At 41.5% G+C, this 25,763-nt stretch carries 27 protein-coding genes; 13 read left to right on the top strand and 14 right to left on the bottom strand.

Features of this window, described 5'->3' with window-relative positions; all coding sequences use genetic code 11:
• Positions 1-172: 172 nt before the first annotated feature.
• From A7968_RS06670 to A7968_RS06680, 3 genes are read right to left on the bottom strand one after another with little or no spacing between them, the layout of a single operon-like run.
• Entirely contained in the window at positions 173-799 is a 627-nt protein-coding gene (locus A7968_RS06670) for a hypothetical protein (protein WP_064665781.1), read from the bottom strand.
• Positions 786-1,337, bottom strand: a complete 552-nt coding sequence (locus A7968_RS06675; RefSeq protein WP_064665782.1) for an RNA polymerase sigma factor — start codon at positions 1,335-1,337, stop codon at positions 786-788. The genes A7968_RS06670 and A7968_RS06675 overlap by 14 nt, the downstream gene beginning before the upstream one ends.
• 8 nt (positions 1,338-1,345) lie before the next feature.
• On the bottom strand, positions 1,346-1,984 hold the full coding sequence (locus A7968_RS06680; RefSeq protein ID WP_064665783.1) for an energy transducer TonB: 639 nt from the start codon (positions 1,982-1,984) through the stop codon (positions 1,346-1,348).
• A gap of 152 nt (positions 1,985-2,136) precedes the next feature.
• Between A7968_RS06680 and A7968_RS06685 the strand changes: the two genes are divergently transcribed.
• The 5 genes from A7968_RS06685 (at position 2,137) to A7968_RS06705 (ending at position 5,095) form a co-directional block, all read left to right on the top strand.
• Positions 2,137-2,643: a DUF3087 domain-containing protein gene (locus tag A7968_RS06685; RefSeq protein WP_064665784.1), complete on the top strand. Its 507-nt coding sequence runs from the start codon at positions 2,137-2,139 to the stop codon at positions 2,641-2,643.
• A gap of 77 nt (positions 2,644-2,720) precedes the next feature.
• Complete coding sequence (locus A7968_RS06690; protein WP_064665785.1) at positions 2,721-3,224, top strand: hypothetical protein; 504 nt, start codon at positions 2,721-2,723, stop codon at positions 3,222-3,224.
• Between the two features lie 105 nt (positions 3,225-3,329).
• On the top strand, positions 3,330-3,545 hold the full coding sequence (locus A7968_RS06695) for a TIGR02450 family Trp-rich protein (RefSeq protein WP_064665786.1): 216 nt from the start codon (positions 3,330-3,332) through the stop codon (positions 3,543-3,545).
• A gap of 49 nt (positions 3,546-3,594) precedes the next feature.
• Positions 3,595-4,047, top strand: a complete 453-nt coding sequence (locus A7968_RS06700; protein WP_064665787.1) for a low molecular weight protein-tyrosine-phosphatase — start codon at positions 3,595-3,597, stop codon at positions 4,045-4,047.
• Positions 4,048-4,057: 10 nt separating this feature from the next.
• Positions 4,058-5,095, top strand: a complete 1,038-nt coding sequence (locus A7968_RS06705) for an endonuclease/exonuclease/phosphatase family protein (RefSeq protein WP_193330416.1) — start codon at positions 4,058-4,060, stop codon at positions 5,093-5,095.
• A 1-nt stretch (position 5,096) separates the two neighbouring features.
• Here A7968_RS06705 and A7968_RS06710 read toward each other — a convergent pair whose 3' ends face one another.
• Together A7968_RS06710 and A7968_RS06715 are read right to left on the bottom strand one after the other, a co-directional pair.
• Positions 5,097-5,681, bottom strand: coding sequence for a rhomboid family intramembrane serine protease (locus A7968_RS06710; protein WP_064665788.1), 585 nt, complete (start codon positions 5,679-5,681; stop codon positions 5,097-5,099).
• A 105-nt stretch (positions 5,682-5,786) separates the two neighbouring features.
• Positions 5,787-6,470 carry a type 1 glutamine amidotransferase domain-containing protein gene (locus A7968_RS06715; protein WP_064665789.1) on the bottom strand — a complete coding sequence of 228 codons (684 nt, stop codon included), beginning with the start codon at positions 6,468-6,470 and terminating at the stop codon, positions 5,787-5,789.
• A gap of 143 nt (positions 6,471-6,613) precedes the next feature.
• On the opposite strand from A7968_RS06715, the gene A7968_RS06720 reads away from it, so the two are divergent.
• Positions 6,614-7,537: a LysR family transcriptional regulator gene (locus tag A7968_RS06720; protein ID WP_064665790.1), complete on the top strand. Its 924-nt coding sequence runs from the start codon at positions 6,614-6,616 to the stop codon at positions 7,535-7,537.
• Positions 7,538-7,563: 26 nt separating this feature from the next.
• On the opposite strand, the gene A7968_RS06725 is transcribed toward A7968_RS06720, so the two are convergent.
• From A7968_RS06725 to A7968_RS06750, 6 genes are all read right to left on the bottom strand, one after another.
• Positions 7,564-8,298, bottom strand: coding sequence for a dienelactone hydrolase family protein (locus A7968_RS06725; protein WP_064665791.1), 735 nt, complete (start codon positions 8,296-8,298; stop codon positions 7,564-7,566).
• 71 nt (positions 8,299-8,369) lie between these two features.
• Complete coding sequence (locus A7968_RS06730) at positions 8,370-9,695, bottom strand: glycerophosphodiester phosphodiesterase family protein (protein ID WP_064665792.1); 1,326 nt, start codon at positions 9,693-9,695, stop codon at positions 8,370-8,372.
• 74 nt (positions 9,696-9,769) lie between these two features.
• Positions 9,770-10,609: a carboxylate/amino acid/amine transporter gene (locus tag A7968_RS06735; RefSeq protein WP_064665793.1), complete on the bottom strand. Its 840-nt coding sequence runs from the start codon at positions 10,607-10,609 to the stop codon at positions 9,770-9,772.
• Positions 10,610-10,703: 94 nt separating this feature from the next.
• Positions 10,704-12,131, bottom strand: a complete 1,428-nt coding sequence (locus A7968_RS06740) for an amidohydrolase family protein (protein ID WP_064665794.1) — start codon at positions 12,129-12,131, stop codon at positions 10,704-10,706.
• A 139-nt stretch (positions 12,132-12,270) separates the two neighbouring features.
• Entirely contained in the window at positions 12,271-14,403 is a 2,133-nt protein-coding gene (locus tag A7968_RS06745; protein WP_064665795.1) for a M3 family metallopeptidase, read from the bottom strand.
• Between the two features lie 259 nt (positions 14,404-14,662).
• Positions 14,663-14,872, bottom strand: coding sequence for a hypothetical protein (locus A7968_RS06750; RefSeq protein WP_064665796.1), 210 nt, complete (start codon positions 14,870-14,872; stop codon positions 14,663-14,665).
• Between the two features lie 180 nt (positions 14,873-15,052).
• Between A7968_RS06750 and A7968_RS06755 the strand changes: the two genes are divergently transcribed.
• Positions 15,053-15,922: a mechanosensitive ion channel family protein gene (locus tag A7968_RS06755; protein ID WP_064665797.1), complete on the top strand. Its 870-nt coding sequence runs from the start codon at positions 15,053-15,055 to the stop codon at positions 15,920-15,922.
• Positions 15,923-15,988: 66 nt separating this feature from the next.
• Here A7968_RS06755 and A7968_RS06760 read toward each other — a convergent pair whose 3' ends face one another.
• On the bottom strand, positions 15,989-16,537 hold the full coding sequence (locus A7968_RS06760; RefSeq protein ID WP_064665798.1) for an HdeD family acid-resistance protein: 549 nt from the start codon (positions 16,535-16,537) through the stop codon (positions 15,989-15,991).
• Between the two features lie 185 nt (positions 16,538-16,722).
• On the opposite strand from A7968_RS06760, the gene A7968_RS06765 reads away from it, so the two are divergent.
• From A7968_RS06765 to yegD, 6 genes are all read left to right on the top strand, one after another.
• Positions 16,723-18,426 (top strand): mechanosensitive ion channel family protein, encoded by a 1,704-nt coding sequence (locus A7968_RS06765; protein ID WP_064665799.1) that lies wholly within the window; start codon positions 16,723-16,725, stop codon positions 18,424-18,426.
• Positions 18,427-18,804: 378 nt separating this feature from the next.
• Complete coding sequence (locus tag A7968_RS06770; RefSeq protein WP_064665800.1) at positions 18,805-21,096, top strand: TonB-dependent receptor; 2,292 nt, start codon at positions 18,805-18,807, stop codon at positions 21,094-21,096.
• Between the two features lie 120 nt (positions 21,097-21,216).
• Positions 21,217-21,516, top strand: coding sequence for a hypothetical protein (locus A7968_RS06775; protein WP_064665801.1), 300 nt, complete (start codon positions 21,217-21,219; stop codon positions 21,514-21,516).
• Between the two features lie 60 nt (positions 21,517-21,576).
• Complete coding sequence (locus tag A7968_RS06780; protein WP_064665802.1) at positions 21,577-22,233, top strand: HAD family hydrolase; 657 nt, start codon at positions 21,577-21,579, stop codon at positions 22,231-22,233.
• A gap of 34 nt (positions 22,234-22,267) precedes the next feature.
• The gene (locus tag A7968_RS06785) at positions 22,268-23,116 is read left to right on the top strand and encodes a DNA ligase (protein WP_064665803.1); all 849 of its coding nucleotides are present in this window, start codon (positions 22,268-22,270) and stop codon (positions 23,114-23,116) included.
• A 63-nt stretch (positions 23,117-23,179) separates the two neighbouring features.
• The gene (gene yegD / locus A7968_RS06790) at positions 23,180-24,547 is read left to right on the top strand and encodes a molecular chaperone (protein WP_064665804.1); all 1,368 of its coding nucleotides are present in this window, start codon (positions 23,180-23,182) and stop codon (positions 24,545-24,547) included.
• A gap of 13 nt (positions 24,548-24,560) precedes the next feature.
• On the opposite strand, the gene A7968_RS06795 is transcribed toward yegD, so the two are convergent.
• A complete protein-coding gene (locus A7968_RS06795) occupies positions 24,561-25,025 on the bottom strand; it encodes a methylglyoxal synthase (RefSeq protein ID WP_064665805.1) in 465 nt (154 codons plus the stop codon).
• 18 nt (positions 25,026-25,043) lie between these two features.
• Positions 25,044-25,679 carry a LysE family translocator gene (locus tag A7968_RS06800; protein WP_064665806.1) on the bottom strand — a complete coding sequence of 212 codons (636 nt, stop codon included), beginning with the start codon at positions 25,677-25,679 and terminating at the stop codon, positions 25,044-25,046.
• Positions 25,680-25,763 lie beyond the last annotated feature (84 nt).

The following is a 25,763-nucleotide window of genomic DNA, read 5'->3' on the forward strand; positions in this document are numbered from 1 at the left end:
TTAACCAAGGAGCGATCTGTTTTCTAAATTAACTCAGTTGCAAGTAATTCATCCTTGACGCTGAAATTCTTGTCAGCATCCATGCTTTTACCTTTTTGCGCTGCGAAACTTCTCGAGCATCAGGCTCTTCTCTGTGAAGCGCGCAGCGCCTCTGTGTTCTCTGTGGTAAAAATCACCCCCTACACATCTTAACCCCATCTCCCGCATGTTTAAGTGCGATAATCTGGCCTTGGCTGTTGTGGGCCATGGCGAGCATGTCGCCTTTTACAATATCGCTCTCTACGGCGTGTTTGGTTTTTAAGTTATTCAATAGCGAGTCTTTTATTTGAATGAGCACTTCGCTGTGGCAGCTGGCGATGTACCAGTCGTTATCCACTTTAACTAATTGGCCGTATTCAATGTAGCGCTGTTGATGTAGGCGCAGGTCGGCGGCGAGTTTGTCATCCAGTTGTTGTTTTTGGCTAGTGATTTCACTTGTATAACTGCCCGCATTATCTACTTGGTGAACTTCAATAAAGTGGTAATTGTTTTGCTGTGCGGCAAAGGTGTTGTTCAGTGTGTCGTGCTGCTCTGCGGTGTTATTTGTTGTGTTAAACACGGTAAAGCCCAGTACCACTAAAGCGCAGGCGAGGCCGGTCATTTGTAGGGGTAATAAAAAGCGGGTTGGTTTTTTTATAGGCTTTTCACTTGGCATTTTAGTTAACATTGCCTGTTGCTCAGGCGAAAGTGTGTGGCGTTTTTTGCGTTCGCTAAAGTGCTGGTTAAGTTGCTGCTCAAACTGTTCGTTATGCTTGTTCATTGTGGGCTCCTAATAGTGTTTTTAAGTTTTGTTTTGCATAACGTAGCCGCGTTTTTACGGTTTCATGATTGCTTTGCGTGATCTGCTGTATGTCTTCAAGCGAAAAGCCTTCTTGCTGTAAGCTGAGGGCTTCGCGTTGTACAAAGCTTAGCTGCATTAGGGCGTGGTTAAAGGCGTCGTAATCAAAGTCTTGTTGTGTATTAGGTGCTGCAATTGCAGTATCGTCTTCTAATTCTACAAAACGCTGTTGTTTACGAAACTCATCAATTAGGGCATTGCGCGCTAGGCGAAACAGCCAGGCTTTTGGGTTGTCTTGGCTTTGGTAATAATGGCGTTTTTCAATTACTTTTAACCAGGTTTGCTGGCTGATATCAAAGGCGAGCTGTTCATTACTTTGCGTAACTAAGTAATGATACAGATCGTTACCAAATAAGGCGACGAGTTTAGTTAAGTGGCGGTTGTCGCCACTTTTTGCGTAGTCAGCTAAGTGATCGTCACATGGCTGACTAATAAACCATGACTTTAAGCTTGTAAGCATAGGCACCCTTATTGCGTTTGGTCTAACTTAAAATCAAGTTGTACACTTTGCCCCGTTTGTATTTGTGCTACGCCATCAATCACTTTTGGGCGGTATTTCCAGCGTTTTATTGCCCGTAGTGCTTCACGGTCAAATATGCGTTTTGGTTCTGCGTCAGTAACTTGGGCATCAATTACTTCGCCAGTTTGAGATACATTAAAGCTTAATTGTACCCAGCCTTCAATACCATCTCGTGCGGCAATCGGTGGATATTTAGGATTAATGCGAACAATTGGGGTCGCATCCCCCGTAGGCCGCTGTAAATTAGTTTGTATATCGCTACCTATTTTATCAATGCTTATATCAGGCGTTACTGCGGTTGTGACTATATTGGTATCAGTGCTTGGCGGGGTACGCGGTGGCACTTTGGGTGGCGTTTGCATTTTAGGTGGCGGCGGCAGCGTTTGCTTTTGTTGCACTTTCGAGTCTTCAGGTGCTTGGAATATCTCTACAACGATGTTGTCACCATTGAAGCTTGGCGCGCGCTGCTCGCCATTAATTAAATACTGCATAAATGCAAATGCAGCAAAAGTCATAACGGCACCGCCAACAATGGCTGTTGATGTTTTTAAAGTATGATTAGTGGGTGGTAAATCTATTGTTTGCATAAGCAAATCCTCTGTCATTTATGGTGTATTTATCACTAAAACGTGCGGTAAATTAAAAAGGGGTGAAATATTTTTAAAAAGTTTCGTGTTTGCTTATGGGCATTGGTTACAATGGCGGCTGTGAATTTTGGTTTTTATTTTATTAGGCAGTTATGCAACTTATTCAAATTGATAAAGCTCGTTATCGTAAGCATTTAAACCGCGTTATTATCGGCTGTGGTTTAGCATTAGCAGCGGGCAGTTTAGCTATTTCGCAAACCTTAATTGCGCTGTTCCCTGATGAAAGTGGCAGCCATTTTCATTGGAATTTGTTGGGGGTAATAGTCACTAGTATCAGCATCGGCTGGGCGCTGAATAAATACCGCACGCATGATTACATGACAGAGGTGGTGTATGTGTGGGAGCTTAAACAAGCGCTTAATAAAATCACCCGGAAAATGGCTAAGCTAAAAGCCGCAGGGCGCGAGGGCGACCCACAAGCATTACTGGCTATTCATTACAGTTATGCAGGTTCGCGATTATTGTGGCAGCTAGACGATAACACCATCACCATGGATGAATTAGCAGTTAAACAAGCGGAGCTTGATAGTGTGGCGGCGCAATTTAATGTTACGCTAAATGCTGATGATTACGATGAGTCAATTTTAAAGCAATATTAAAAAATTTTGATTACATTTGACTCTATTATGTGTACATTTCTGTTTCTTAAATAATTAAAAAAAGAAAAGGAAATTTCATGAAAGTAAACTCGTTTTGCTTAGCCAGCTTATTAACGTTATGTACATTTTCAGTTAGTGCCAATGATGTTAGTTTTTCTATCGGGGGAGGTTATCCCTACTTTGTTATACCTGAAGTCTCGTTATCCACTAATGCAGGCACGCAACGATGGTACGCCAATTATAACATTGGCTTCGATGATGGTTTTTCTGTGGGCTTTGAACACGCTTTAACAACAGATAAAAAACATGCATTAGGCTTAGTTATAGGCGCTTTAGGTGTTCAAGAGGATGACGATGAATGTGGCGGCACTGAAGATTCTCTAGGCAATATAATCGGTTGTGGTTTTATTGAAATATTTGATGATGAGACTACCAATGGGCTTGGTCTAAGTTACAGTTACTTATTCAGTGGTTTGAATGAATCTGGTTGGCGAGTACGGTTTGATCTTGGCTATGGTGAAGGCAGTATAAGTAATGAAAAGCGTGCTGACGGTGGTGTGAGTGTGAGCTATCAATTTTAATCCCTCGCTTAGATTTATAAAATAATCCTATCTAACATAAACTTAACCAGCACTATAAACGTATAATATAGTCAACTAACTTTAACGACATTTATAGTGCTGCTGATGAATAAAATAACGCCAAAAAAACTGCTCAACAGTAAATGGACTGCTGTTTCACCCGTTAATAAAGAAAAGCATTTTATCATTATAGAAATGGACTTTGATGAAGAGGGCGTTGTGATAAGCTGTGTGATTGAAGCCGTGATGTCTAAGCGCCAAGTTGCAATTAATTGGCAGGATTTAAAAGATCAGCAACGTTGGTTACAAGGCTGGCAATAACGAGCGTTTTCAGTAAAGCTTGAGGCATGAGCCTAACTAGGATTTAACAATGAAAAAAATATTGGTAGTGTGTTTAGGTAATATTTGTCGTTCACCAACGGCTGAAGCTGTGCTTCGTGCTAAAGCATTGCAACAAGGGGTTACCCTTGAAGTTGACTCCGCCGGGACGGCGGCTTACCACTGTGGCAATCCACCGGATAAACGCTCTCAAGCTGCTGCGTTAAAACGTAATTACAGTTTTAAAGGGATCCAAGCTCGACAAGTACAGCAACATGACTTTGAATATTTTGACTTGATTTTAGCGGCCGACAAACAAAACCTTGCAGACTTAATGGCGCAATGTCCTGCACATTTACAGTACAAACTATCGCTGTTTTTAAGTTATGGCTCATCTGCAATTGATGAAATTCCCGATCCTTACTATGGCGGCGAGCAAGGTTTTGAGCAGGTACTCGATTTAATTGAAGATGCCTGTGATGAAATAATAAAGAGCCAGCACTGAACTTAAATTGATGCAACATAGCCAATTAAAAATAGCCACATTTAACCTGTTTAATTACCTTGAACCGCCAAATGCATTTTATGAATTTGAGCGTATTTATAGCGCGCAGCAGTGGGCTAAAAAACAGCGCTGGATTGTTGATTACATTAATGAATATCAGCCTGACGTGATTGGCTTTCAAGAAGTATTTAGTATTGAATCACTAAAAACACTTTTACATAAAGCGGGCTATCATTACTTTGCGGTGGTTGATGAGCCTCAGGTGATTGACGAGTTTATTTATAAACGCCCAGTGGTTGCACTTGCTTCTCGCTTTGCAATCAATGAGGTTGCAGCCATAGAGCATGACCAAGAACTTGCCCAACTCATTGGCCTTGGCGCAGACTTTACGTTTAGCCGTAAAGTACTCAGAGCCACTATCGCCATGCCGCACATTGGCGATGTAGATTGTTATGTGGTGCATTTTAAATCTAAGCGGCCGATGCTCGAAGTTGAACAAACCAGCCAGTTAGCGCCAGAGCAGAATATTATTGCGCACTTAAAAGCAGATATTGCGGGTGGCTGGGGATCGACTATTCAGCGTGGCAGTGAAGCAACGCTATTGATGCTGGAAATGATTAAGCGCCGTGAAACGTCACAAAACCCTATGCTGCTAATGGGGGATTTTAATAACAACCTAACTGATGGTGTTTTGAGCCATTTACTCACCGACTCACTGCGCTTTGCCCCTGCGTTTGATAGTAAAACTTACCTTGCAAAATATTGTTTGAATGATGCGTGGCAGCTGTTTGTAAAATTACAAACTAGTATGCAAGAACCAGCAACACAAAACTTAATCCCTACGCCTACCCATTATTTTGGTGCTAGCAGCTCTGTCCTTGATTATATTTTGTTATCTTGTGAGTTTGATACAGAATACGACGACAGCTTTTATGAGGTCAGTGACTATCACACGTATGATCGTCACTTGATCAACCCTGAATTTGAGCGTGACGACCAAAGTACCGACCATGGCGTGGTGATGATCACTTTAACGCTGCGCTGTTGAATTATGATATTTTCTTATCTTTTTTCGCTAAATAGTAGCCAATAAGAATGCCTGCTAGCGCACCAAAAAAGTGGCTTTCAAACGATACATGGGGGCGCTGAGGTAGTACACCCCAAATCAAACCGCTATATAAAAACAACACCACAACACTAATCGCGATTGCTTTAAATGAGCGATGCATAATACCGTAGCAAATTAAAAATCCCCATAAGCCATACAATACGCCGCTTAAACCAACGTGAATATTGCCGCGGCCAAATAGCCAAACTAGCAAGCCGCCAACCAGAGCGGTGAAAATAAATACGACCCAAAAGCGCTTTACACTATATTGGCAGACTAGCCAGGCGAGTATTGCAAATGGTATTAAATTACTGATCAAATGTGCCCAGCCGCCATGTAAAAAAGGCGCGAAGAAAATACCGCTTAAGCCACTTAAGCTGCGCGGATAAATACCTAAGCCATTTAAGTTTATGCCCGGTAAGCTATTAATAACTTGTAGTAAGGTACACAGTAAAATAATGCCAATTATTGTAAAGCGTTTACTGGCCAGAGGAGGAATGCTTAAAGAACTTTTTTGGTTTGCCATACATAAGCTTAAATTGAAAATGGGTTTGCCAGAGTATACCCATCTTGCTGCTAAAATGAAAAGCCTTACCCAAAGGGCAAGGCTTTGCTATATGCTAAATTGAATTTAACCTAACTTAGTTAATAGTTTTTTAGCTGCAAGTTCAGAGCTGGCAGGGTTTTGACCGGTGATCAGTAAGCCATCTTCTAAAGCCAGTACCCCCCAATCATCGGTTTTTTGATAATTGCCGCCTTTTTTAATGAGTTCGTCTTCAACGAGTAAAGGCACGATGTCAGTCAGTTGTACGGCATCTTCTTCGCTATTGCTAAAACCGGTTACTTTTTTACCTGCAACCAACGCTGTGCCATCCGGGTTTTTCGCATTTAAAAATACTGCGCTTGCGTGGCAAACACCCGCAACTGGCTTTTCTGTTTTGATAAAGTCTTCAATCAGTGCAATTGAGGCAGTATTGTCAACTAAATCCCACAGTGGTCCGTGGCCGCCTGGGTAAAATACGCCGTCAAAATCGCTGGCATTTACCTCACTAAGTACTTTGGTGTTGGCCATCAGGGTTTGTGCTGCGCTGTCGTTATCAAAACGTTTAGTAGCATCGGTTGCTGCATCAGGTGCCGCGCTGTTTGGATCAATCGGTGGTTGCCCGCCTTTTACTGATGCGAGTGTAACTTCGGCACCGGCATCAATAAATGCATAATATGGGGCGGCAAATTCTTCTACCCAAAAGCCCGTTTTATGACCTGTATCGCCAAGCTCTGCATGCGAGGTAAGAACCATAAGTATTTTTTTAGCCATAACCGTATTCCTTCTGATGAATTAAATTTTTAAGCGGGTCTGTAATTACTATATGCATTAAGCTAACTTTATACAACGATGATAAATTTAACTTTATTGATTTAAAAATTGATACAATTGCGCAGTTGAATTAAGGAGGTGGCATGAAGGTATCGTTTGAACAGCTAAAAAGCATGGTGGTTTTTGCACAAATTGTTGAGCAAGGCAGCTTAACGGCGGCAGCAAAACAGCTTGGCTTGACCCGTGCTGTGGCAAGCTATCATTTAAAAAAGCTCGAAACCCAGCTTGAAGTAACCTTATTAAGCCGCTCCACCCGTACTATGGCGTTAACAGAGGCGGGAATTGCCTACTATGAACGTTGTCGCGTGATCACTGAGCAAGCAAATGCTGCAAATCAACACATTGAGAACATTAAGAATGAGCCGCAAGGTTTGTTGAAAATTAGCTGCCCAGTGAATGTCGGTATGCAATTGATAGTGCCTGCAATCAATGATTTTAAACGTCAGTATCCCAAAATCGATATTGATTTACAGCTCAGTGATGAAGTGATTGATATTATTAAAAATGGTTTTGACTTTGCGATCCGTGGTGTGGCGCTTACAGACTCAAATTTACAAGCCACTAAACTCACTACCATGAGCACCTGTATTTGTGGATCGCCTGATTACTTTGCACATTTTGGCAAACCTAAAACACCTGAGCAGTTAAGTGAACATAAGTGGGTGGTGTATCAATTAGGCAGTAAAACACTAACCCTACAAAAAGACGGTAAAAAGCACAGTTTAACTATGCAGGGGGGGTTAAGTACTAATAACGCCGCGGCACGCACAGCCTTTGTTGAAGCCGGGCATGGAATTGGGCGCATTCCACTTTATGATGCTTGGCCAAAAGTGCAAGCCGGGTTGTTAGCAACGGTATTAGATGATTACAAAAGTAAAGACATCGAACTGTATGGGGTGTTTCCACCAGGCGGTGCGGGATCTAAAAAGCTGCGTTTATTTATTGATTACTTAAAAGATTATTTTATAAAAAAGCATACCGCTTTGGGTATGCTTAAAAGTAACTAACTTAGTCGTGCGAGCTTAAAACTCGCTTACAAAGTACGGCTAAATAACGCTACCGCTTGCTGGTACATGGCAATAGCAAGGGCGGGATCGTAACGCTCCCCTTCATCGCGCATAAACGCATGTTGCGCGTTTACTTCTTGCCATTGGTAGTTAATGCCTGTGGCCACCACTTGCTGATAGATTTTAGCGCGGCCTTCTTGTGGTACATGAGGGTCTTGCTTGCCCCAAATAAAGTGAATTTCACCTTGAATATCAGCCATGCGTTCAAACGAGTTATTACTGGCTTGTGCAGGCAGTGTATCGCTATGAATATCGGTCGCGTATAAACAAAATGCGGCTTTAATTGCTGGGTTTAACGCCGCGCGATAAGCTAAGTGACCACCAATACACACCCCCATAGTGCCCACAGAGCCAGTGCAATAGGCTTGCGTTTGGGCAAAGTCGATTAATGCTTGCGTGTCGCTGTCGTGGGACTCAAGCGGTTTTGCCCATTTATCAGCGTTGCCTTTGTCTTTACCCGCGTCATCGTAGGCCAGCACTGTACCAATCGGATTTAGCTCATGAAAAACTTCAGGCACTAACACCACAAAACCATGGCCTGCTAAAATAGCGGCACTGCGCGCGATTGGCGCGGTTTGTTGGAAAATTTCAGAGTAAAAAATTATTGTCGGAAATTGCCCGTCGGCTTGTGGGCGGTAAACAGTGGTGCGCATAGTGCCTGTTGGGGTAGGCAAGTCAGCGTTATGGTGTTGGATGATCATAAAAGCGCTCAATTAAATAGTATATAAAATATATGGTAACTGAGCGCGATAAAATAAACACGTCCTAAAGTTTAAATACTTGCAGGCATTTTATTACAGCTAGCATAGTAACTTACGGTTGCTGGCCAATCGGAAAATATGCCCATTACACCAACCTCTTGTGCTAAAACATCAACCACAGTGAACATATCGCCATCATTATCTATAACATCACTAATAGACTGATAATAATAACCGCCACCTTCATTTAGAGGGCCAGAGCGCTCAAGGCTCCATGCAATAATATTAAGCCCTGCTGCTTTAGCATCTATGGCGTACTGCGAGGGCACTATATTGTTGTCGTTATCTATAGTCAGTAGCACCCAAATAGGGGGCGCTATAATTTTAACGCCATCAGTTGCGAGCTCTGCCATGCTTGGCTGCCATGTTGCTGCGTTATTAGGATCAAACCCTGCATTGCTGTCGCGACCATCTAAATAAACACTTTGTGCTGCAAATTCAGGATTAGTGTTAATCCAATATTCTACGTCGGCTAAATTAAATGATTGTGGATAAACATGGTTTGCGGGCACCTCCATTTGTGTGTATTCATCCAGCATTTTTTGCGCATATTGTGTTTGGGTCATGCCATTAAAAGGCATGCTCACTTGAGGAGATTTAAGCTCAGGGGTCATTTTTACACCCAATTCTTTAAATAGTGCAATACTTTGTTTGTGAGTCATGAGTGTACCTGAGGTAGCGTATAAATCAGTGCGCCAACTCGGTGTACCCTGCATATAATCGCTAACATTCGTGGCATTGGTGTTCGCGCCATCCATTTTACCCTCAAGGGTTAAAAATTCAGCCAGGCTAATATCGCTAGTGCAACATTTAGCTGTAGCAGGTGTACCACTGTTAGGATCCGCTGGCGTAAATGGCACGCTGCATTTAGCGGCAAGTTTTGGGATCGCTAAAATATTAGTGGTGGTATGTAAATCACATTGTGAATGGCGACATACCAGCTCTTTATCATTTGTAAACGTCACATCGCACTCAACAATGCCCGCGCCCATTCGAGCTGCAGCAATGTAAGATTCTTGAGTATGCTCAGGGTATTGCATCGGTGCACCGCGATGACCAATTGAAAAATCAGTACGATAAAAAGGGCCGTCTTTGCATGATTCTAATTTTGTTTTTAGAGCGCTGGTAGTCATATCGTCAATTAAGTAGTCAGGACGAGCACCGAGTTGAATATTTGTACCTTGCGCTACTTCAACAATAACAGGGGTAGGAACTTTAACAATTTCAACTTCAGTGTTGGTGACAACCACTTCTTTTTCGACTATTTCTGTATCGTCAGCGCAGCCAGTGAGTGTAATTAATAATAAACAACGAGCTAGTATAGGTGTGTGTTTCATTATTTGTCCCTAAAAATCAAAGTGGACGCTACCTTACTAATTATTAGTGACAGTTTCACTACAGAGTAATTAATTTACTCTTTCGCCATTATTTGGTTTACCACTAATGCAAAAAGTATCACTCCCGCGCCAATACTTAATCTAAGTAGGTCTGCATCTCTATTCCAAATAAGCACATTAACAACAATGCCCGCAGGAATAAGCAAGTTGTTCATCACCGCCAGTGCGCCCACATTGACAATAGTTGCGCCTTTATTCCACATAAAATAGCCAATACCGGATGCCACAACTCCTAAATAAATCAGTATGCCCCATTGTGTTGACGTGCTAGGCAATTTGTTTGCATCACCAAATAAGACATAGCAGCTACTTGCAACAATGAGTGCGCCAATAAAAAACCAACCAAATACAGTTTTATCATCAAGCTGCTTATCCAGCATTAAGCGTTTATAGGTTACTTGCCCTGTAGCAAAACTAATATTCGCGCCTTGTACCAGTAATAACCCGACTAAGAAGTTGCTGTCTAAGTTTTCATAGCGAATAGTAATGGCACCTAAGACAGCAATAAATGCGACGATAAAAAACTGTGGGTTAAATTGTTTGTTAAATGCATCGTTTAATAACGTGATGTAAAGCGGGGTCATTACGGTAAATAGCAGTACTTCAGGTACACTTAAGAACAAAAATGAGTGGTAGTAAAAGCTATACATAATCCCGAGTTGTACTGCGCCTATCAGCATGAGTTTGCACGCAAGTGGGGGAGGTGTACGTTTTAAAAACGGTAAAAATAGCAGTGTGGCTAGGGCTACGCGAATTAATACACTAAACCAAGCATCAACTTGACCCGCTAAATATACGCCAATTAAACTAAATGAAAACGCCCATAATAGAGTGACGGCAAATAAGTAGCCCATAGTGTTGCTTACTCCAAACTAAAAACGCGAGTGTATACTACAACGAGCATTAAAGGGAGTGGCTCAGTGAAGTAACCTGAGCCCGTTGATTAATTTATTGTTGTGAACTAACAAATTGTTTGGCTTCGGCTTTTAGCTGCTCAAGCGCGGCCTTGTTATAATAACGACTATGCGAAATAACCCCGCTGAGTTTTTGGGTGTTACGCACATCAAGCAATGGGTTAGCAGTTAGCAAAATAATATCGGCGGTTTTACCTTCAGTCAGCTCTCCAAACTGTTCGCTTTTACCTAAAAACTCTGGCCCTGCAAGGGTTGCTGATTGCAGTGTTTGCAGTGGCGTTAGTCCGTAGTCACTAAAAATAGCTAATTCTTGATGCAGTGATATACCAGGATAAATATATGAATTTAAAAAGCCAGCATCGGTTCCGGCAATAATTGGCACACCGGCTTGTTGCGCCAGTGGCAGTAACTGTGCGGTTTTTACAAAACGTTCTTTACGTTGCTTTATTTGCTCTGGTGTATCTTTATTAGCTCTATCTACACGCCATTGATAAGTGGCTTTCAGGCCCTTGCCAAGGTAATTTAAAAACTCATCAGTTTGATGGTTATCTTCATCAATATACGCGGTAATTCGGCCACCAATTAAAGTAGGTACGACTGCGGTGTTATTTTTAGCTAATACGGCGTATTTATTTAAAGCCGTTTGAGTATCAATATGTGCGGTGATAATAGGCAAAGCACTGCGGTAACTTAGCTCACCTGAAGCTACTTTTGCTGATATTTCAGGCTCGTTGCTTGCGGCGGCTTTTAATAAGTAAGTCATGTGCTCTATGGCATCCAACCCTGCATTAGATACGTCTGTAACCGATAACGAAAATGGAATATGCCCTGATATTTGATAACCGCGTTTTTTTACTTCTTGCACGGCTTTTAAATACAGCTCAGGTGTTAATGCGCTGTCGGTGATTTTGATAAAGTCCACATTCATAGCATCTAGGCTATCTATCGCTGCGTTCATTTCTGCAACGGTTTCTACTTCTAAATCGCCAGGCCAAATTGAGCCTTTACCTTCAAGTTTTGGTCCTGAGGTATAAATTGTTGGGCCAACTAATTGATTACTATTTACTTGCGCTCGCCAATTTAAAACTGACTCACTTAGATCCGCAGCTGCATCACGCACAGTGGTAATACCGTATGCTAAATATAACGGTAGCAGTTGCTTGTTTTCTTCTATCAGTTCTTCGCCGCCACCAAAATGGACATGCATATCCCAAAGCCCTGGCATTAGGAATTGATCATTAGCATCAATGTAATTATCGGTAATGAAGTTATTTTTTAGCGACTGGTTGCTGCGTTTAATGATCACACCATCACGGATGGCAAGAGATTGATCGGCACTAAGTTGCCCTGTTTTTACATCAATAACCGTGGCATTAGCGATCACGATATCGGCGCGCTCTGTTGGTTGAGTCGAACATGCAGCTAGTACTAAGCAGGTTGAAAATATAAGTGTATGTTTCATAGAGTAGTCCTGAATTTTTTATTCAGACTAGCACAGAGAAAACGAGAGGGAGCTAATTTGAGTTAGAAAGCCAAAAACACAGGCTGATTGCGATGAAAAGTGAGAGCCCATTGCGGGCTCCCAGTAATATTAGTTTACTTTATTCAACTAAACCACGGCGCTTCAGCAGCGCGTCGGTGGTTGGCTTTTGACCACGGAACTCAATGTAGCTTTGCATTAAGTCGCGACTGTTACCTTTTGATAGAATTTCTTTACGGAAGCTATCACCGTTTTCACGAGTAAGGCCGCCTTGCTCGGTCATGTGCGCAAACGCGTCGGCTGCAAATACTTCAGTCCAAAGGTATGCGTAGTAACCTGCTGAGTAACCACCGGCAAAAGTATGGCTAAAGTAACAAGACTTATAACGCGGTGGTACTGGGTAATAAGCTATACCGTGTTTTTCAAGCGCTTCGTGCTCGAATTTTTGTACGTCAGTGATATCTGCATCAGAACCAAATGAATGCCATTCCATATCAAGCAATGCGGCTGCTAAGTATTCAGTGGTGCCAAAACCTTGATTGAAGTTTTGTGACTCAAGTACTTTTGCTAGTAGCTCTTTCGGAATAGGCTCACCGGTTTTATAGTGCTTAGCGTAGTTAGCAAGTACTGTTGGTTCGATGTTCCAATCTTCGTTTGCTTGTGAAGGGAACTCAACAAAGTCGCGCGCTGTTGCAGTACCTGCAAGGCTTGGGTATTTAACGTCTGAGAATAAACCGTGCGCCGCATGACCAAATTCATGGAACATAGTCGTTACTTCAGAGAAGGTCATTAATGTAGGCTGGCCATCTGCAGGCTTTGGAATATTCTGTGCGTTGTAAATTACCGGTTTTGTGCCTTTTAAACCACTTTGACCCACGTATGAGCTCATCCAAGCACCGCCACGTTTACCTTCACGCGCATACGGGTCCATATAAAATAAACCAATGGCGCTGCCATCTGCGTTAAATACTTCAAATGCCATGACGTCTTCGTGATAAACCGGTAAATCTTTACGCTCTTTAAAGGTAATACCGTACAGTTTTTTCATCGCGAAGAATAATCCGTCATGGATCACTGATTGCATTTCAAAATAAGGCTTAACAAGCGCTGGGTCTAGGTCATACTTAGCTTGACGTACTTTTTCAGTATAAAATGCCCAATCCCAAGGTTGTAGTGCAAAGGTTTCACCCGATGCATCAATCACTTTTTGGATTTCAGCCGCTTCAGCTTTGGCTTTGTTCACTGCTTTTGGTGCAAGGTCATCTAAAATGCCGTATACATTGTCAGTGGTTTTAGCCATACGCGTAGTCATTACATACGATGCCCAATCTTTATAACCAAGTAACTCTGCTTTTTGCGCACGTAGGTTGGTTTCTTTGATTATGATAGGGCCGTTAGTGTTTTGTGCACGCGTTGCGGATGCTTTAAAAATACGCTCACGTAATTTACGGTTTTCAAGGCTGCTTAAAATTGGCTGTTGCGTGGTGTTCACTAGCGTGATCATGTAGCCTTCTTTGCCTGCTTTTTTAGCAGCTGCGGCTAAGCTGTCAATTTCGCCATCAGACAGACCCGCTAACTCACTTTTATCTGTCACTAAGATCACATCTTCTTTAAATGACTTTAGGATATTTTGCGAAAATTCAGTTGATAACTTAGCAAGCTCTGCGTTGATCTCACGCATTTTGGTTTTTTGTGCTTCGTTAAGTTTTGCACCAGCATTGACAAATTTAGTGTAGTAAAACTCAACTAGACGTTGGTCTTCAGCGTTTAGGCTTGCTTTGTTGTTATAAATGCTTTCAACGCGAGAGAATAATGCTTTATTCAAGTAAATGTCATCAGAGTGGGCCGATAGTACCGGTGCCATTTTAGCGGCAATACGCTGGTATTCACTGTCTGAAATTAAACCAGATAAGTTATAAAACGCTGTTGATACTCGGTCAAGTAACTCGCCTGATAACTCAAGCTCTACCAATGTGTTTTTAAATGTTGCAGGAGCAGGGTTGTTAGCAATTGCTGCGATCTGTGCTTTTTGCTCGGCAATACCGGCGTCAAAAACTGGCTCGTAATCTTTAGTGCCAAACTTATCAAATTCTGGTGCCATGTATTGCAGTGGGCTTGGCTTCATTAATACATTATCAATATTAACTGTTTGTACTTGAGATGCTTGTGCTGATGAGTCTTCTGCTTGTTGTGAACTACAAGCGGATAATAGTAAAACACTAGCAATAGTGCTAGCGATGAGAGATTTGCGCATAAGAGCTCCAATAAAAAAATAAGCCTTTTAAGACAGGTAAGGCATTAAGCATCTTAACTTAGCAAATTTTAGATTATATACAATAAAGTTTATCGGTTTAATGGGGGGATTGAGCGCAAAATACGAGCTTTACGGATAAAATATCGGAAAACTTGAAAATAGTAGCTAAAATATAATTACTAATATAAAAGCTACTGTTAGGTTGTTGTCATATTACTTAATGGGTAATTTACTAAATAGTTAATCATGCACAGCAAAATTAGTTGTAACCTAATACAAACTTCTTTTCACTACCAAAGCTGGCTGGCTGCTGGTGACCGAACTCTTTGTTAATTAAGTTTAAAGTTTGCTCTTGCTCTGCAAGAACAGACAAAATTTTATTTCGGTAATCTAAGCTAGACTCAAATAGTTCTAGATCAACCAAAGGCTGCAAAGTGGCTAACTTTTGATTTAAGGTTAGTTGTGACATCGATCTCTCCTCACGCTTTATTTACCTTACAATATATTTATAGCATCAGTTGTAAGGAATTGTTAATAATTTATTCATAAAAAACATATTGAACTTTAACTTCTCCGTAAATGCCATTATGGCGTGCTAAACTTACTTAACCCTGAATAGGTGTCTTGTTTTATTTATTTTGGAAAAAGTATGACGTTAGAGTTAGTCTTTCAGTATTTATCGTATGTAATTTTTAGTTATAACAACATTGAAATTACCGTCGCTAAAGTTATTCAAGTCCCTTTGATACTTTTTGCGATGTGGTTTGTGGTCACTCGCATTGGCCGTTTAATTCGTAAAACCCTGCTGGCGCGGAAAATGAACCCTGATGCGGTGCTGTTATTTACCCGTATCTATTTAGTATTAAGTATTGCGATATTGATTTTTACGTCTTTAGAAGTGCTAAATATTCCCCTTACAGCATTTGCTTTTGTCTCGGGTGCTATTGCAATTGGGGTGGGGTTTGGCGCGCAAAATATTATTAATAACTTCATCAGTGGCTGGATCTTAATGTGGGAGCGACCAATTCGTATTGGTGACTTTTTAGAAGTGGGGACTGCAAAAGGCGTAGTCGAGACCATTAATACCCGATCAACTCGTATTCGTCGCAATGATGGTGTGCATATGTTGATCCCAAACAGTCAATTACTTGAAAACACAGTGACTAACTGGACCTTGATAGATCGCAATGCACGTTCATCTGTGAGTGTTGGCGTTGCCTATGGCTCGGATGTACTGCTAGTTGAAAAGCTAATTAAACAAGTATTAAGTGAACACCCTGCAATATTACCAACTCCAGCATCTTCAGTATTATTTGATGACTTTGCTGACAGCTCATTAGTGTTCAATGCTATATTTTGGGTCTGTGCGGAGTCTGAAACTATGCTACGGCAAGTGCGCAGTGATATTCGCTTTAGTATTTATAAAGTGTTTGCAGAACATAACGTCACGATTTCCTTCCCGCAGCGCGATATTCATATTGATGGTGAAATTGCTTTAACGAGACGCACGTTGAAATAACTACATCTATTACTGTGTATAAAAGTCGTTTATTGCCAAGTGCACTAAACGACTTTTTAGTTTGAGTTATTGCTGTTGTGCTAGTTTTTTGAGCTTTAACGAGAACAGTACGATTAAAGCACCAAAAAGCACTGCGTAAGTGGCGACTAACCAAAGTAGGGTATGGATCCCAGCACTTGGATTAAAAATTAAATATAAACCAAATAATACCGATAGAGCACCGGTAATAATTAACAGCCATTCACCTGAAATTTCAGCTCGTAATTTAAGTGCGACAAAAATTTCAACCGCGCCAATGGCAATGGCCCATGCAGCAACATAGTAAAGTAAAAGTATTGTGGTAACGTTTGGCGCAAATAGAGTAACAAGTCCTGCGATCACTGATAACACACCACCGACAAATAACCAGCGCCAGTAAGGGTTATTTTGCTTAGAATTCCAAGCAACCCAGACTCTCAGAATGCCATCGAATAAAAAATAGCCGGCAAAAAATAACAACATAATACTCAGTGAAGCGCTTGGCGCAAACCAAGTGATCACACCAAAAATGATTGCAATTAAGCCGCGTATAAACAGTACTGACCAATTTTTTGAAAGTGTTGAGGTGAGATCCATCTTATTCCTTAGTGATAGCGTAGAATATATACGTTAGCCTGTGTCGACACACAGGTCAAACTGATTAAAGATGAGGAAGAAATTTATTGTTAAAAATAGGGTTATTAACTTTTAAATACGAGATATCGCTTTTATAGTTAATAACTAATACGCACTTAAAGCAAAATATACCAAGGAACTAATTAATGGGTAAGCACTTTATTTCACTCTTAAAACTAATAGGCTTGTCCATTTTGTTTAGTTTTAGCCTCAGTTCATTTGCAGAGCCTGAGGTGACAGTAAAATCTCTGATCGATAAAGAAAGTAAAGAGCAGGAGCAACATGCTGCAGCACAAGAAAAAGGGGCAGAGTTAAAACAAGCTGTAAAAGCGACGGCAATCACCACAGCCGTAAAAGAGCAAGGGGGCGAGCTTGATATTGACTCCTTGCCATTTGATGAATTTCACCGCATCACCCCAAGCTCTGCGATGCAAGCTTATTTACGTGCGGCACGACAACGAGATTACGCCCTTGCCACCAACTATTTAGATTACCGAAATTTACCACCTGAAGTAAAAGTGATTGCTCCAGAGCTTTTAGCTGAGCAGCTTTCTTTGGTATTTGATCGCACAGTGTGGATTGATATAGATACCTTAAGCAAAAAGCCAGAGGGTAAAAAGAACGAAGCGGTACCCAGTTATCGGGATTTAGTAGCAGAGATCACCACCTCACGAGGGCCAGTACAAATATTATTGCAGCGTGTCCCCGATGAGAAAGGTGAGAATAAAGTTTGGAAAATATCCAACGCAACGGTCAGTAAAATTCCCTTCTTAATTGATGAGTTTGGTTATAACGTGGTGGGGGAATGGTTATACAATCATCTTCCTAAAGCTGAATTACTTGGCGTGATGCTCTGGCAGTGGGTTTACTTTGCCGGCTCATTTACCGCCTTCTTTTTGATATCGGTATTGATCACACGTATTTTTGCGGCAACTTTACATCGCTTTAGAGCGAAAACCCCTGATGATGTTTTAGCCTTTATAAAAGGACCAATTTGTTTACTGTTGGCAGTATTGTTAGCTCGCTCACTGCATGACGTATCGAATGTGACGATTGCGGTTGTGGCGCTTGCCCAAGGCAGTACCGTATTGCTAATTGCATGGGCCTGGGTATTTTTACGTAGTGTTGATATTGCTAAACATCGCCTATCAGAGCGCTTTATTGCACAAGAAAAACCACAAGCAGTATTTTTATTACGTCCTGCAAGTAAAGTAATTAAAATGCTTATTGTGATCATTGCCATCCTATTATGGTTTGAAAACCTAGGTTTTAGTGCCACGACTTTACTCGCTGGTTTAGGTATTGGTGGGTTAGCTATTGCATTGGCTGCGCAAAAAACAGTTGAGAACATAATTGGCGCAATTACCTTATATGTATCTGCGCCTGTGCGTATTGGTAGTTTATGTAAATTTGGTGCAAATGTGGGGACGATAGAGGAAATTGGTTTACGTGCTACTCGGATACGCACCTTAGACCGCTCTGTTATCTATGTTGCCAATGCCAAATTTGTCGATATGCATTTAGAAAATATTTCGGAACGAGAGCGTATTGCCTTTAGACCCAATTTAATGCTCAGTGCACAAACTAAACAGGTCGATTTACAATCATTTATAAATGCATGCAAGCAATTATTAGATGACCATGAGCACATTTGTGCAGATCCATGTCGAGTGAAATTTAAAGGCTTTACGCCATGGGCGTTACAGATAGATGTATTAAGTTATGTAAATACCACCGACTTTGCATTGTATATGGAAGTAATCGAGGAATTAAATATGGCAATCCTTGGATTACTTAATGAACATAACTGCGAATTGGCGAAGCCAGAGTTAGCTCAGTTAACTAGTTAACTTAAAGATAAGTGAGGCTGATATGCAAATGCGAATTAACCTCACTTATGTTAGTTGTTTATATTCGCAGCAATTAAAATGACAGGACAAATGTCCGCATAAAATAAATATATTTGCATAAAGTCGTTAAAGTTCGTCTATCATGTCGTTATTTGTTGTAAAAAGTTTATTTTATTGTACATATTTATGCAGCAAAACTGTCACACAATGCTATAATCTTCAGCGTTCATTCAGCCTCTTTACTTTGTTTTGCACTCTCGACAAAGAGGTCCGCGCAGCTTACTTCAAGGCGCGAAAAATTGATTGAGCCCGCCGAGTGAATTTGGCGCAACACACCAACCGTTGAACAAGAGTGCACTAAAAAGGTTAAACCCCGACATGAAAGCAATGAAAAGATCTACGTTAGCAACCCTAATCAATGCAACGTTGTTCACTGCCGTAGCAGGTACTTCATTTTCTACTCTTGCAGCTGATGAGCAAGTTCCAGATGCAAAAAGCAAACAACTCGAAGTTATTCAAATCACTGCACGTAAACGTGTAGAGAACGCACAGGAAGTACCTGTAGCGGTTTCTGCTCTACAAGGTGATAACTTAGATGCATACAGCTCAGCTGGTATGGATATTCGTTTTATGAATGCGAAAATCCCAAGCTTATCTATTGAATCTTCATTTGGTCGTTCTTTCCCACGCTTTTATGTTCGTGGCCTAGGTAATACCGATTTCGATTTAAACGCCTCACAACCGGTATCACTAGTGGTTGATGAAGTTGTTCAAGAAAATGCGATCTTAAAGGGCTTCCCAGTATTTGATGTTGCACGTGTGGAAGTTTTACGCGGCCCTCAAGGTACTTTATTTGGTCGTAACACGCCTGCGGGCCTAGTTAAGTTTGATACAGTTAAACCAAGCCAAGATTTTGATGGTTATGGTTCAGTATCATACGGTAGCCGTGGTGCAGTTGATTTTGAAGGCGCAGTAGGCGGCGCTTTAACAGATCGCTTATCAACACGTGTTTCATTATTGTGGCAAGACAAAGACGATTACATTGATAATCGTGCTCCAGGTTTTGAGCAAAAAGATGTTTTAGGTGGTTACACAGATCAAGCTGCTCGTATTCAATTTTTGTACGAAGGTGACGATTTCACTGGCTTATTTAACTACCATATCCGTGATATGGATGGTTCTCCAATTGCGTTCCGTGCCAATGTTATCAAGCAAGGCAGTAATGACTTAGTGGATGGCTATGAGCATGATGTGGTTTTTCATGATGCAGCATCACGTGCAACTCAACAAGTTGACTCTCAAGGTGCAAGTTTAAAGCTTGAGTGGGATTTAGCGAACCATACAATTACCTCTATCTCAGCATGGGAAAGCGCTGAAATTTATTCTCGCGCAGATATCGACGGCGGTTACGGCGGTTATTCAATCAATGACGTACCTGTTGCTATGGGTCCTGGTTTTATTCCATTCTCTTCAGAAAGTGCAGATGGTATTCCAGAACATGATCAGTATACGCAAGAACTTCGCTTATCAAGCAATTTTGCTGGCGATTTAAATTATCAAGTGGGTCTATTTTACTTTGATGAAGCGCTAACTATTGAGAATTATAGCTATGACACGGCAGCTAATGGAGCACTAAACGGCTACGTAATACAGCAGCAAGACACTAAAGCATGGGCTGTATTCGGCTCAGTTGATTACACTTTCACTGATGATTTTAAAGTAACTGCTGGCCTTCGTTATTCTGATGATGAAAAAGAGTTTTCAGCAAATCGTACATTAAGCCCTGCAGGCGGTGGAGCATTGTTTTTAACTGAAAACCCAAGCGATGATCATATCAGCTGGGATATTTCATCAAACTATAAAATCAACGACGATGTTAACTGGTATGCGCGTATTGCTAATAGCTTCCGAGCACCAAGTATTCAAGGTCGTATTTTATTTGGTGATGAAGTCACTGTTGCTAAATCAGAGACTGTTACATCATACGAAACAGGCATTAAATCAGACGTATTAGATGGTCGTGGCCGTGTAAATGCGACTGTTTTTTACTATCAAATGGATGATCAACAGTTAACGGCTGTTGGTGGTGGCGCCAACTTTAACCGTTTAGTGAATGCTGATAAAACGACCGGTTATGGTTTTGAGTTAGATACTGAATGGGTATTAACTGATGAGTTAAATGCCACATTTAACTTAAGCTACAACAAAACTGAGCTGAAAGATAATGATCTCGCTGTTGCAGTATGTGCGCAGTGCACTGTGAAAGATCCAACATTCCAAGTTCCTGGTGCATTTGGCCCTGAAGATCGCGCTATTTTAGATGGTAATAGCCTTCCACATGCGCCAGAGTGGATCTCTAACTTAACGCTTCGTTATACTAAAGAGCTGGCTGGTGGCGACTTCTTCGCTTATACCGATATTTCATACCGCAGCGAAATTGACTTCTTCTTATATGAGTCAGTTGAGTTTGAAGGTAAATCACTATTAGAAACAGGTCTGCGAGCAGGTTATGCATGGGCAGAAGGTGATTATGAATACGAAGTATCTGCTTTTGTTCGTAACATGTTTGACGAGCAACAAGTTATTGGTGCTATCGACTTCAATAATAACACTGGTATGGTTAACGAAGAGCGTTATATTGGTGCTGAATTTAAAATTAAGTTTTACTAAACTAAACTTTAACTAAATAGGTTAAAGCCCGCATTATTTGCGGGCTTTTTGTTTTCGCTTAGTGAAAAGCCCTATTAGAGCTGCTAAAGTAGCGCTAATTATATTTTAAAGAGAATAGTCATGGCTGGATTTTGGAACTACCGAGTGATTTTTTGTGAAGCAACCAAAGATGAAGCGGCGCAATATCAAATTCATGAAGTTGAATATAACCTAAATGGTAAAGTAACGAATTGGTCAGAAACCGGTGCCGCGCCTTTTGGTAACACCGTTGAAGAATTACAGGCCGATGCAGGTCGTTTAAAAACAGCGTTTGAAAAACCAGTTTTAAAAGTGGTTAGAAAAGAGCGCGGTTATGAACTGGTTGACGTTGCAACGGGCGAAGAGGCTTTTGCCGAGCCGCCTGCGGGATTAACTGAGTAATTGATATAGTGTAAAGGTGCCTTGTGCGCCTTTTTTGATTGTTAAAATAAAGGAATGAGGATGACTTTAAAAGCAGTACTATTTGATATGGATGGCACCTTGGTCGATTCCGAAAGTGTCCATTTTACCTGCTGGAATGATATTTTAGCGCCGTTTGGTGTAAGTTATGATGAAGATGAGTTTTGCCAACGCTTTTCAGGTCGACCCACGTTAGAAGCCGCAATTGAAGTGGTTGAGCAATACAACTTATCAGTAACGCCGCAGTGGTTAGCACAAGCTAAATATGATGCCTTTGAAGAATTTGTACTAACACAACTGCCAGCCCTGATGCCTTTTGCTAAAGAGATTTTACACAAGGTTAAACAAAGTGGTTTAAAGATGGCACTGGTGACAGGCAGTGCTCGCCTTGAAGCGTTGCCGATTTTAAAAGGGTATGGCTTCTATGAGTTGTTTGATTGCGTTGTTACTAAAGATGATGTGCAAAACCCAAAGCCCGCAGGTGACCCTTATTTACTGGCACTTTCTACCTTAGGTATTTCAGCCGAGCAAGCGATTGCGGTAGAAGATACCCATACTGGTGTAACCGCTGCCACGAATGCAAAAGTCGCTGTGGTGGCAATACCGAATAAACATACTTTAGAGCATGATTTAAGTTTGGCATTTTCGCGCATGGATAATTTACAGCAACTATGGCAATGGGTACAAACTAAGCTATAGTTTTAGTCTGCTTGGATAAAAACAAGGGACTGACATGCGAAACGGACTAATCACAATATGGTTGTTGCTCACAGCGTTTAGTTGTTGGGCAACCGAACCACAACTAACTGCAAATGCACAACTTGCTAAGGTGTATCAGCAAGACAAAGCCCCCGCCATAAGTAATTATTTAGTAAGTGAAAAATTTGACGGAGTGCGGGCTATTTGGACTGGCACTGAGTTTATAACCCGTAACGATAATGTGATCCATGCTCCTGCATGGTTTGTAGCTGACTTACCTAGCTTGCGATTAGATGGGGAGCTGTGGACTAAACGCGGCGATTTTGCAGCACTTAGCGGTATTGTGCGTACTCTACAACCGTTAGACAGTGACTGGCAAACAGTAACCTATCAGGTTTTTGATATGCCAGATCAAACAAGCCCATTTCAAGAACGCTATCAAAATTACCTTAACTTAGTAAATCGGATAAACCGTTCACATATTCGGGCGGTACAGCAACATCATTTCACCACAGAGCAAGCGCTATCCACTTTTTTTGAGCAGGTAATTGAACAAGGTGGTGAAGGCGTGATGCTACATTTAGCCACGGCAATACACAAAAGTGGCCGTAGCGATGCATTGTTAAAGCTAAAACCTTATATGGATAATGAAGCGGTCGTGATCGAGCATTTACCTGGTAAAGGCAAATACCAAAATATGTTAGGAGCACTGCGGGTAGTAACCGCTGAAGGTTTACAATTTACTATTGGCACAGGCTTTACTGATCAACAACGGCAAACCCCACCGGCCATTGGGGCTACGATCACTTATCGCTATCATGGCTTTACCAAAAATGGCCTGCCACGCTTTGCCAGTTTTATCCGCGAGCGTAAAGCTGAATAACGTTTAAAAAAGCCGGTAAGTATGCTAAATTGCGCGGCCTTTTGAGTAAGTAGTGGTGGCGGGATGTTTGTTGGTTTTGATTATGGTAGTTCTAATTGTGCAATGGGTGTAATGAATGCACAAAACGCTGTCGAGCTAGTACCGTTAGAACAAGGAAAGCACTACTTACCCTCTACTTTGTACACCCATCATAGTGCGTTAGTCGTTGATTTTGTTGCCCAACATTTAACTGGCAGCGCATATGAAAGTGATTTTAAAAGCCAGCGTCAGGCATTACTTAATACCATGGTGCGGATCAAGTCGGATTTAGACCTTGCTCCCGGTGAAGAAAATCTCTTTATTGGCCGCGAAGCCATTAATGAATATGTGCAGTTTCCTGAAGAAGGCTACTTTGTTAAATCCCCGAAATCATTTTTTGGGGCAATAGGCTTAAAGCAAGGACAAATCAACTTCTTTGAAGATATTGCCACCGCGATGATTTTAAAAATCAAACAGCGTGCTGAAACATCACTACAAAAAGAGTTAACACAAACGGTCATTGGCCGCCCGGTAAATTTTCAAGCCGTGGGTGGAGAGCAATCAAACCAACAAGCATTAGGAATTTTAGAGCGTGCAGCAAAACGCGCAGGCTTTAAAGAGGTCGCGTTCTTGTATGAACCGCTCGCAGCGGGAATTGATTATGAAAGTGACTTACAGCACGATCAAAAAGTGTTAGTTATCGATATTGGTGGTGGTACGAGTGATTGCTCGTTTGTACAAATGGGCCCCAGCTTTCGTAACAGCAGTGAGCGTGATCATGACTTTTTGGCTCATACAGGTAAACGTATTGGCGGTAATGATCTTGATATTGCCCTGAGCTACCATGCGCTTATGCCTTTGCTCGGGTTAGGCAGTAAGTTTAAATCGGGTTTGCCTTTACCTAATCAGCCATTTTGGCAAGCCTGTAAAATCAATGATGTGAATTTACAAAGCCAGTTTTATAGTCAGCAGCATACTCGCGAGTTACTTACTCAACTACGAGAAGTTCAAGCGCCCGAGTTATTTCAACGACTGATCGATTTGCAACAAAATAAGCAGGGCCATCAGCTAGTTCAGCAAGGGGAGGCGGCAAAAATTGCTTTATCGTCAGCCACTGAGTTTAATTGTGAGCTCGAATTTTTAGCGCCACAATTACACAAAGCGTTATCACGCGATGATTTAGCATTGGCGGTTGATGATTCTATTATGCAAATAGTGAGCTTAGCAAAACAAGCGATTAAAGATGCTGGCGCCGTACCTGATGTTATTTATCTTACTGGTGGTAGTGCCCAATCACCGCTGATCAAAGCGGCATTAGTTGAGCATTTAGGAGACATAAAAATGGTGAACGGTGATCACTTCGGTAGTGTCACCGCTGGACTCACTAAATGGGCTAATATGCTTTATCGTTAAAACACGGTTGCCTTTATAGCGTAACTTGTCTGGTTGCCAGATATTTATCGTAATCTGGCAAGCTGCGCTCAAGCTCCACATTCATTAATGACGAACTTAGCAACATATCAGCACTGACTTCATTACACGCCACGGGAATATTCCACACTGCTGCTAAACGTAGTAACGCTTTAACATCAGGATCATGTGGCTGAGAGGCGAGGGGATCCCAAAAGAAAATCAACATATGAATTTCGTGTTCGGCTATTTTAGCGCCTAATTGCTGATCGCCACCCATTGGGCCGCTCAGCAGTTTTATTACATCAAGCCCAGTATTTTTCTCAATTAGATGGCCTGTGGTGCCGGTGCCATACAAGGTATGCTGACTCAAATTGTCTCGGTGCTTATTACACCATGCTTGTAATGCAGTTTTCTTTCCATCATGTGCGACTAGCGCGATGTTTTTTTTAGCGGGTAATGTTTGCTGTTTTTGTTCCATGCTGACTCTTATTATTTTTTACACTAAAAGGTTGATAGCAAGTGCTATAAACACAATACCTGTAATTCGGTCTATCCACAATTGCGTATTTGGGTTGTCCCTGAAATAACTGGCAATTTTATCGCCAAAAAAAATATAAGTGCAATCAATGGGGAAGGCGAAAATAGGGTAGAGCAAGCCAAAAAAAGCCAGCTGAAATGTGGTAGAGCTGGATAAACTCGGATCCACAAACTGCGGGATAAAGGCAATAAAGAACAGCGCAACTTTTGGATTGAGTACTTCCGTCATCATTGCTTGGAACATCACATTTTTCTTTTTACTGGTACTGACATGAGGCTTGTCATCACAGTCGTCATTTACTACCACAAAGGTGCTTTTTAGCATCATTATGCCTAAGTAACATAAATAAGCGGCACCAGCATACTGCACTGTCGCGTAAGCAACCGCAGATGCTTTTAAAATTGCAGTTAAGCCAACCACAGCAAAAAAAGTATGCACTACACCACCAAGGGCAAAGCCAAACGCACTTTGTAAGCCAGCAGTGCGGCCATTAGCAAAGGTTTGCGCCATTAAAAAAGCGTTTGATGGCCCCGGCGCCACAGCGATTAAAAAGCTGGCCGCTAAAAACGACAGTAAAAATTCTGGATTGATCATCAGCGCAATTTATTAGTAATAGATGGCTGATCTTAACAAGCTTACAGGCAAAGAAAAAGCGGGCATTTGCCCGCTTAGCTAGGT

Origin of the sequence: Pseudoalteromonas prydzensis, assembly GCF_001661495.1 — a bacterium.
In the GTDB taxonomy this organism is placed as follows: Bacteria; Pseudomonadota; Gammaproteobacteria; order Enterobacterales; family Alteromonadaceae; genus Pseudoalteromonas; species Pseudoalteromonas prydzensis.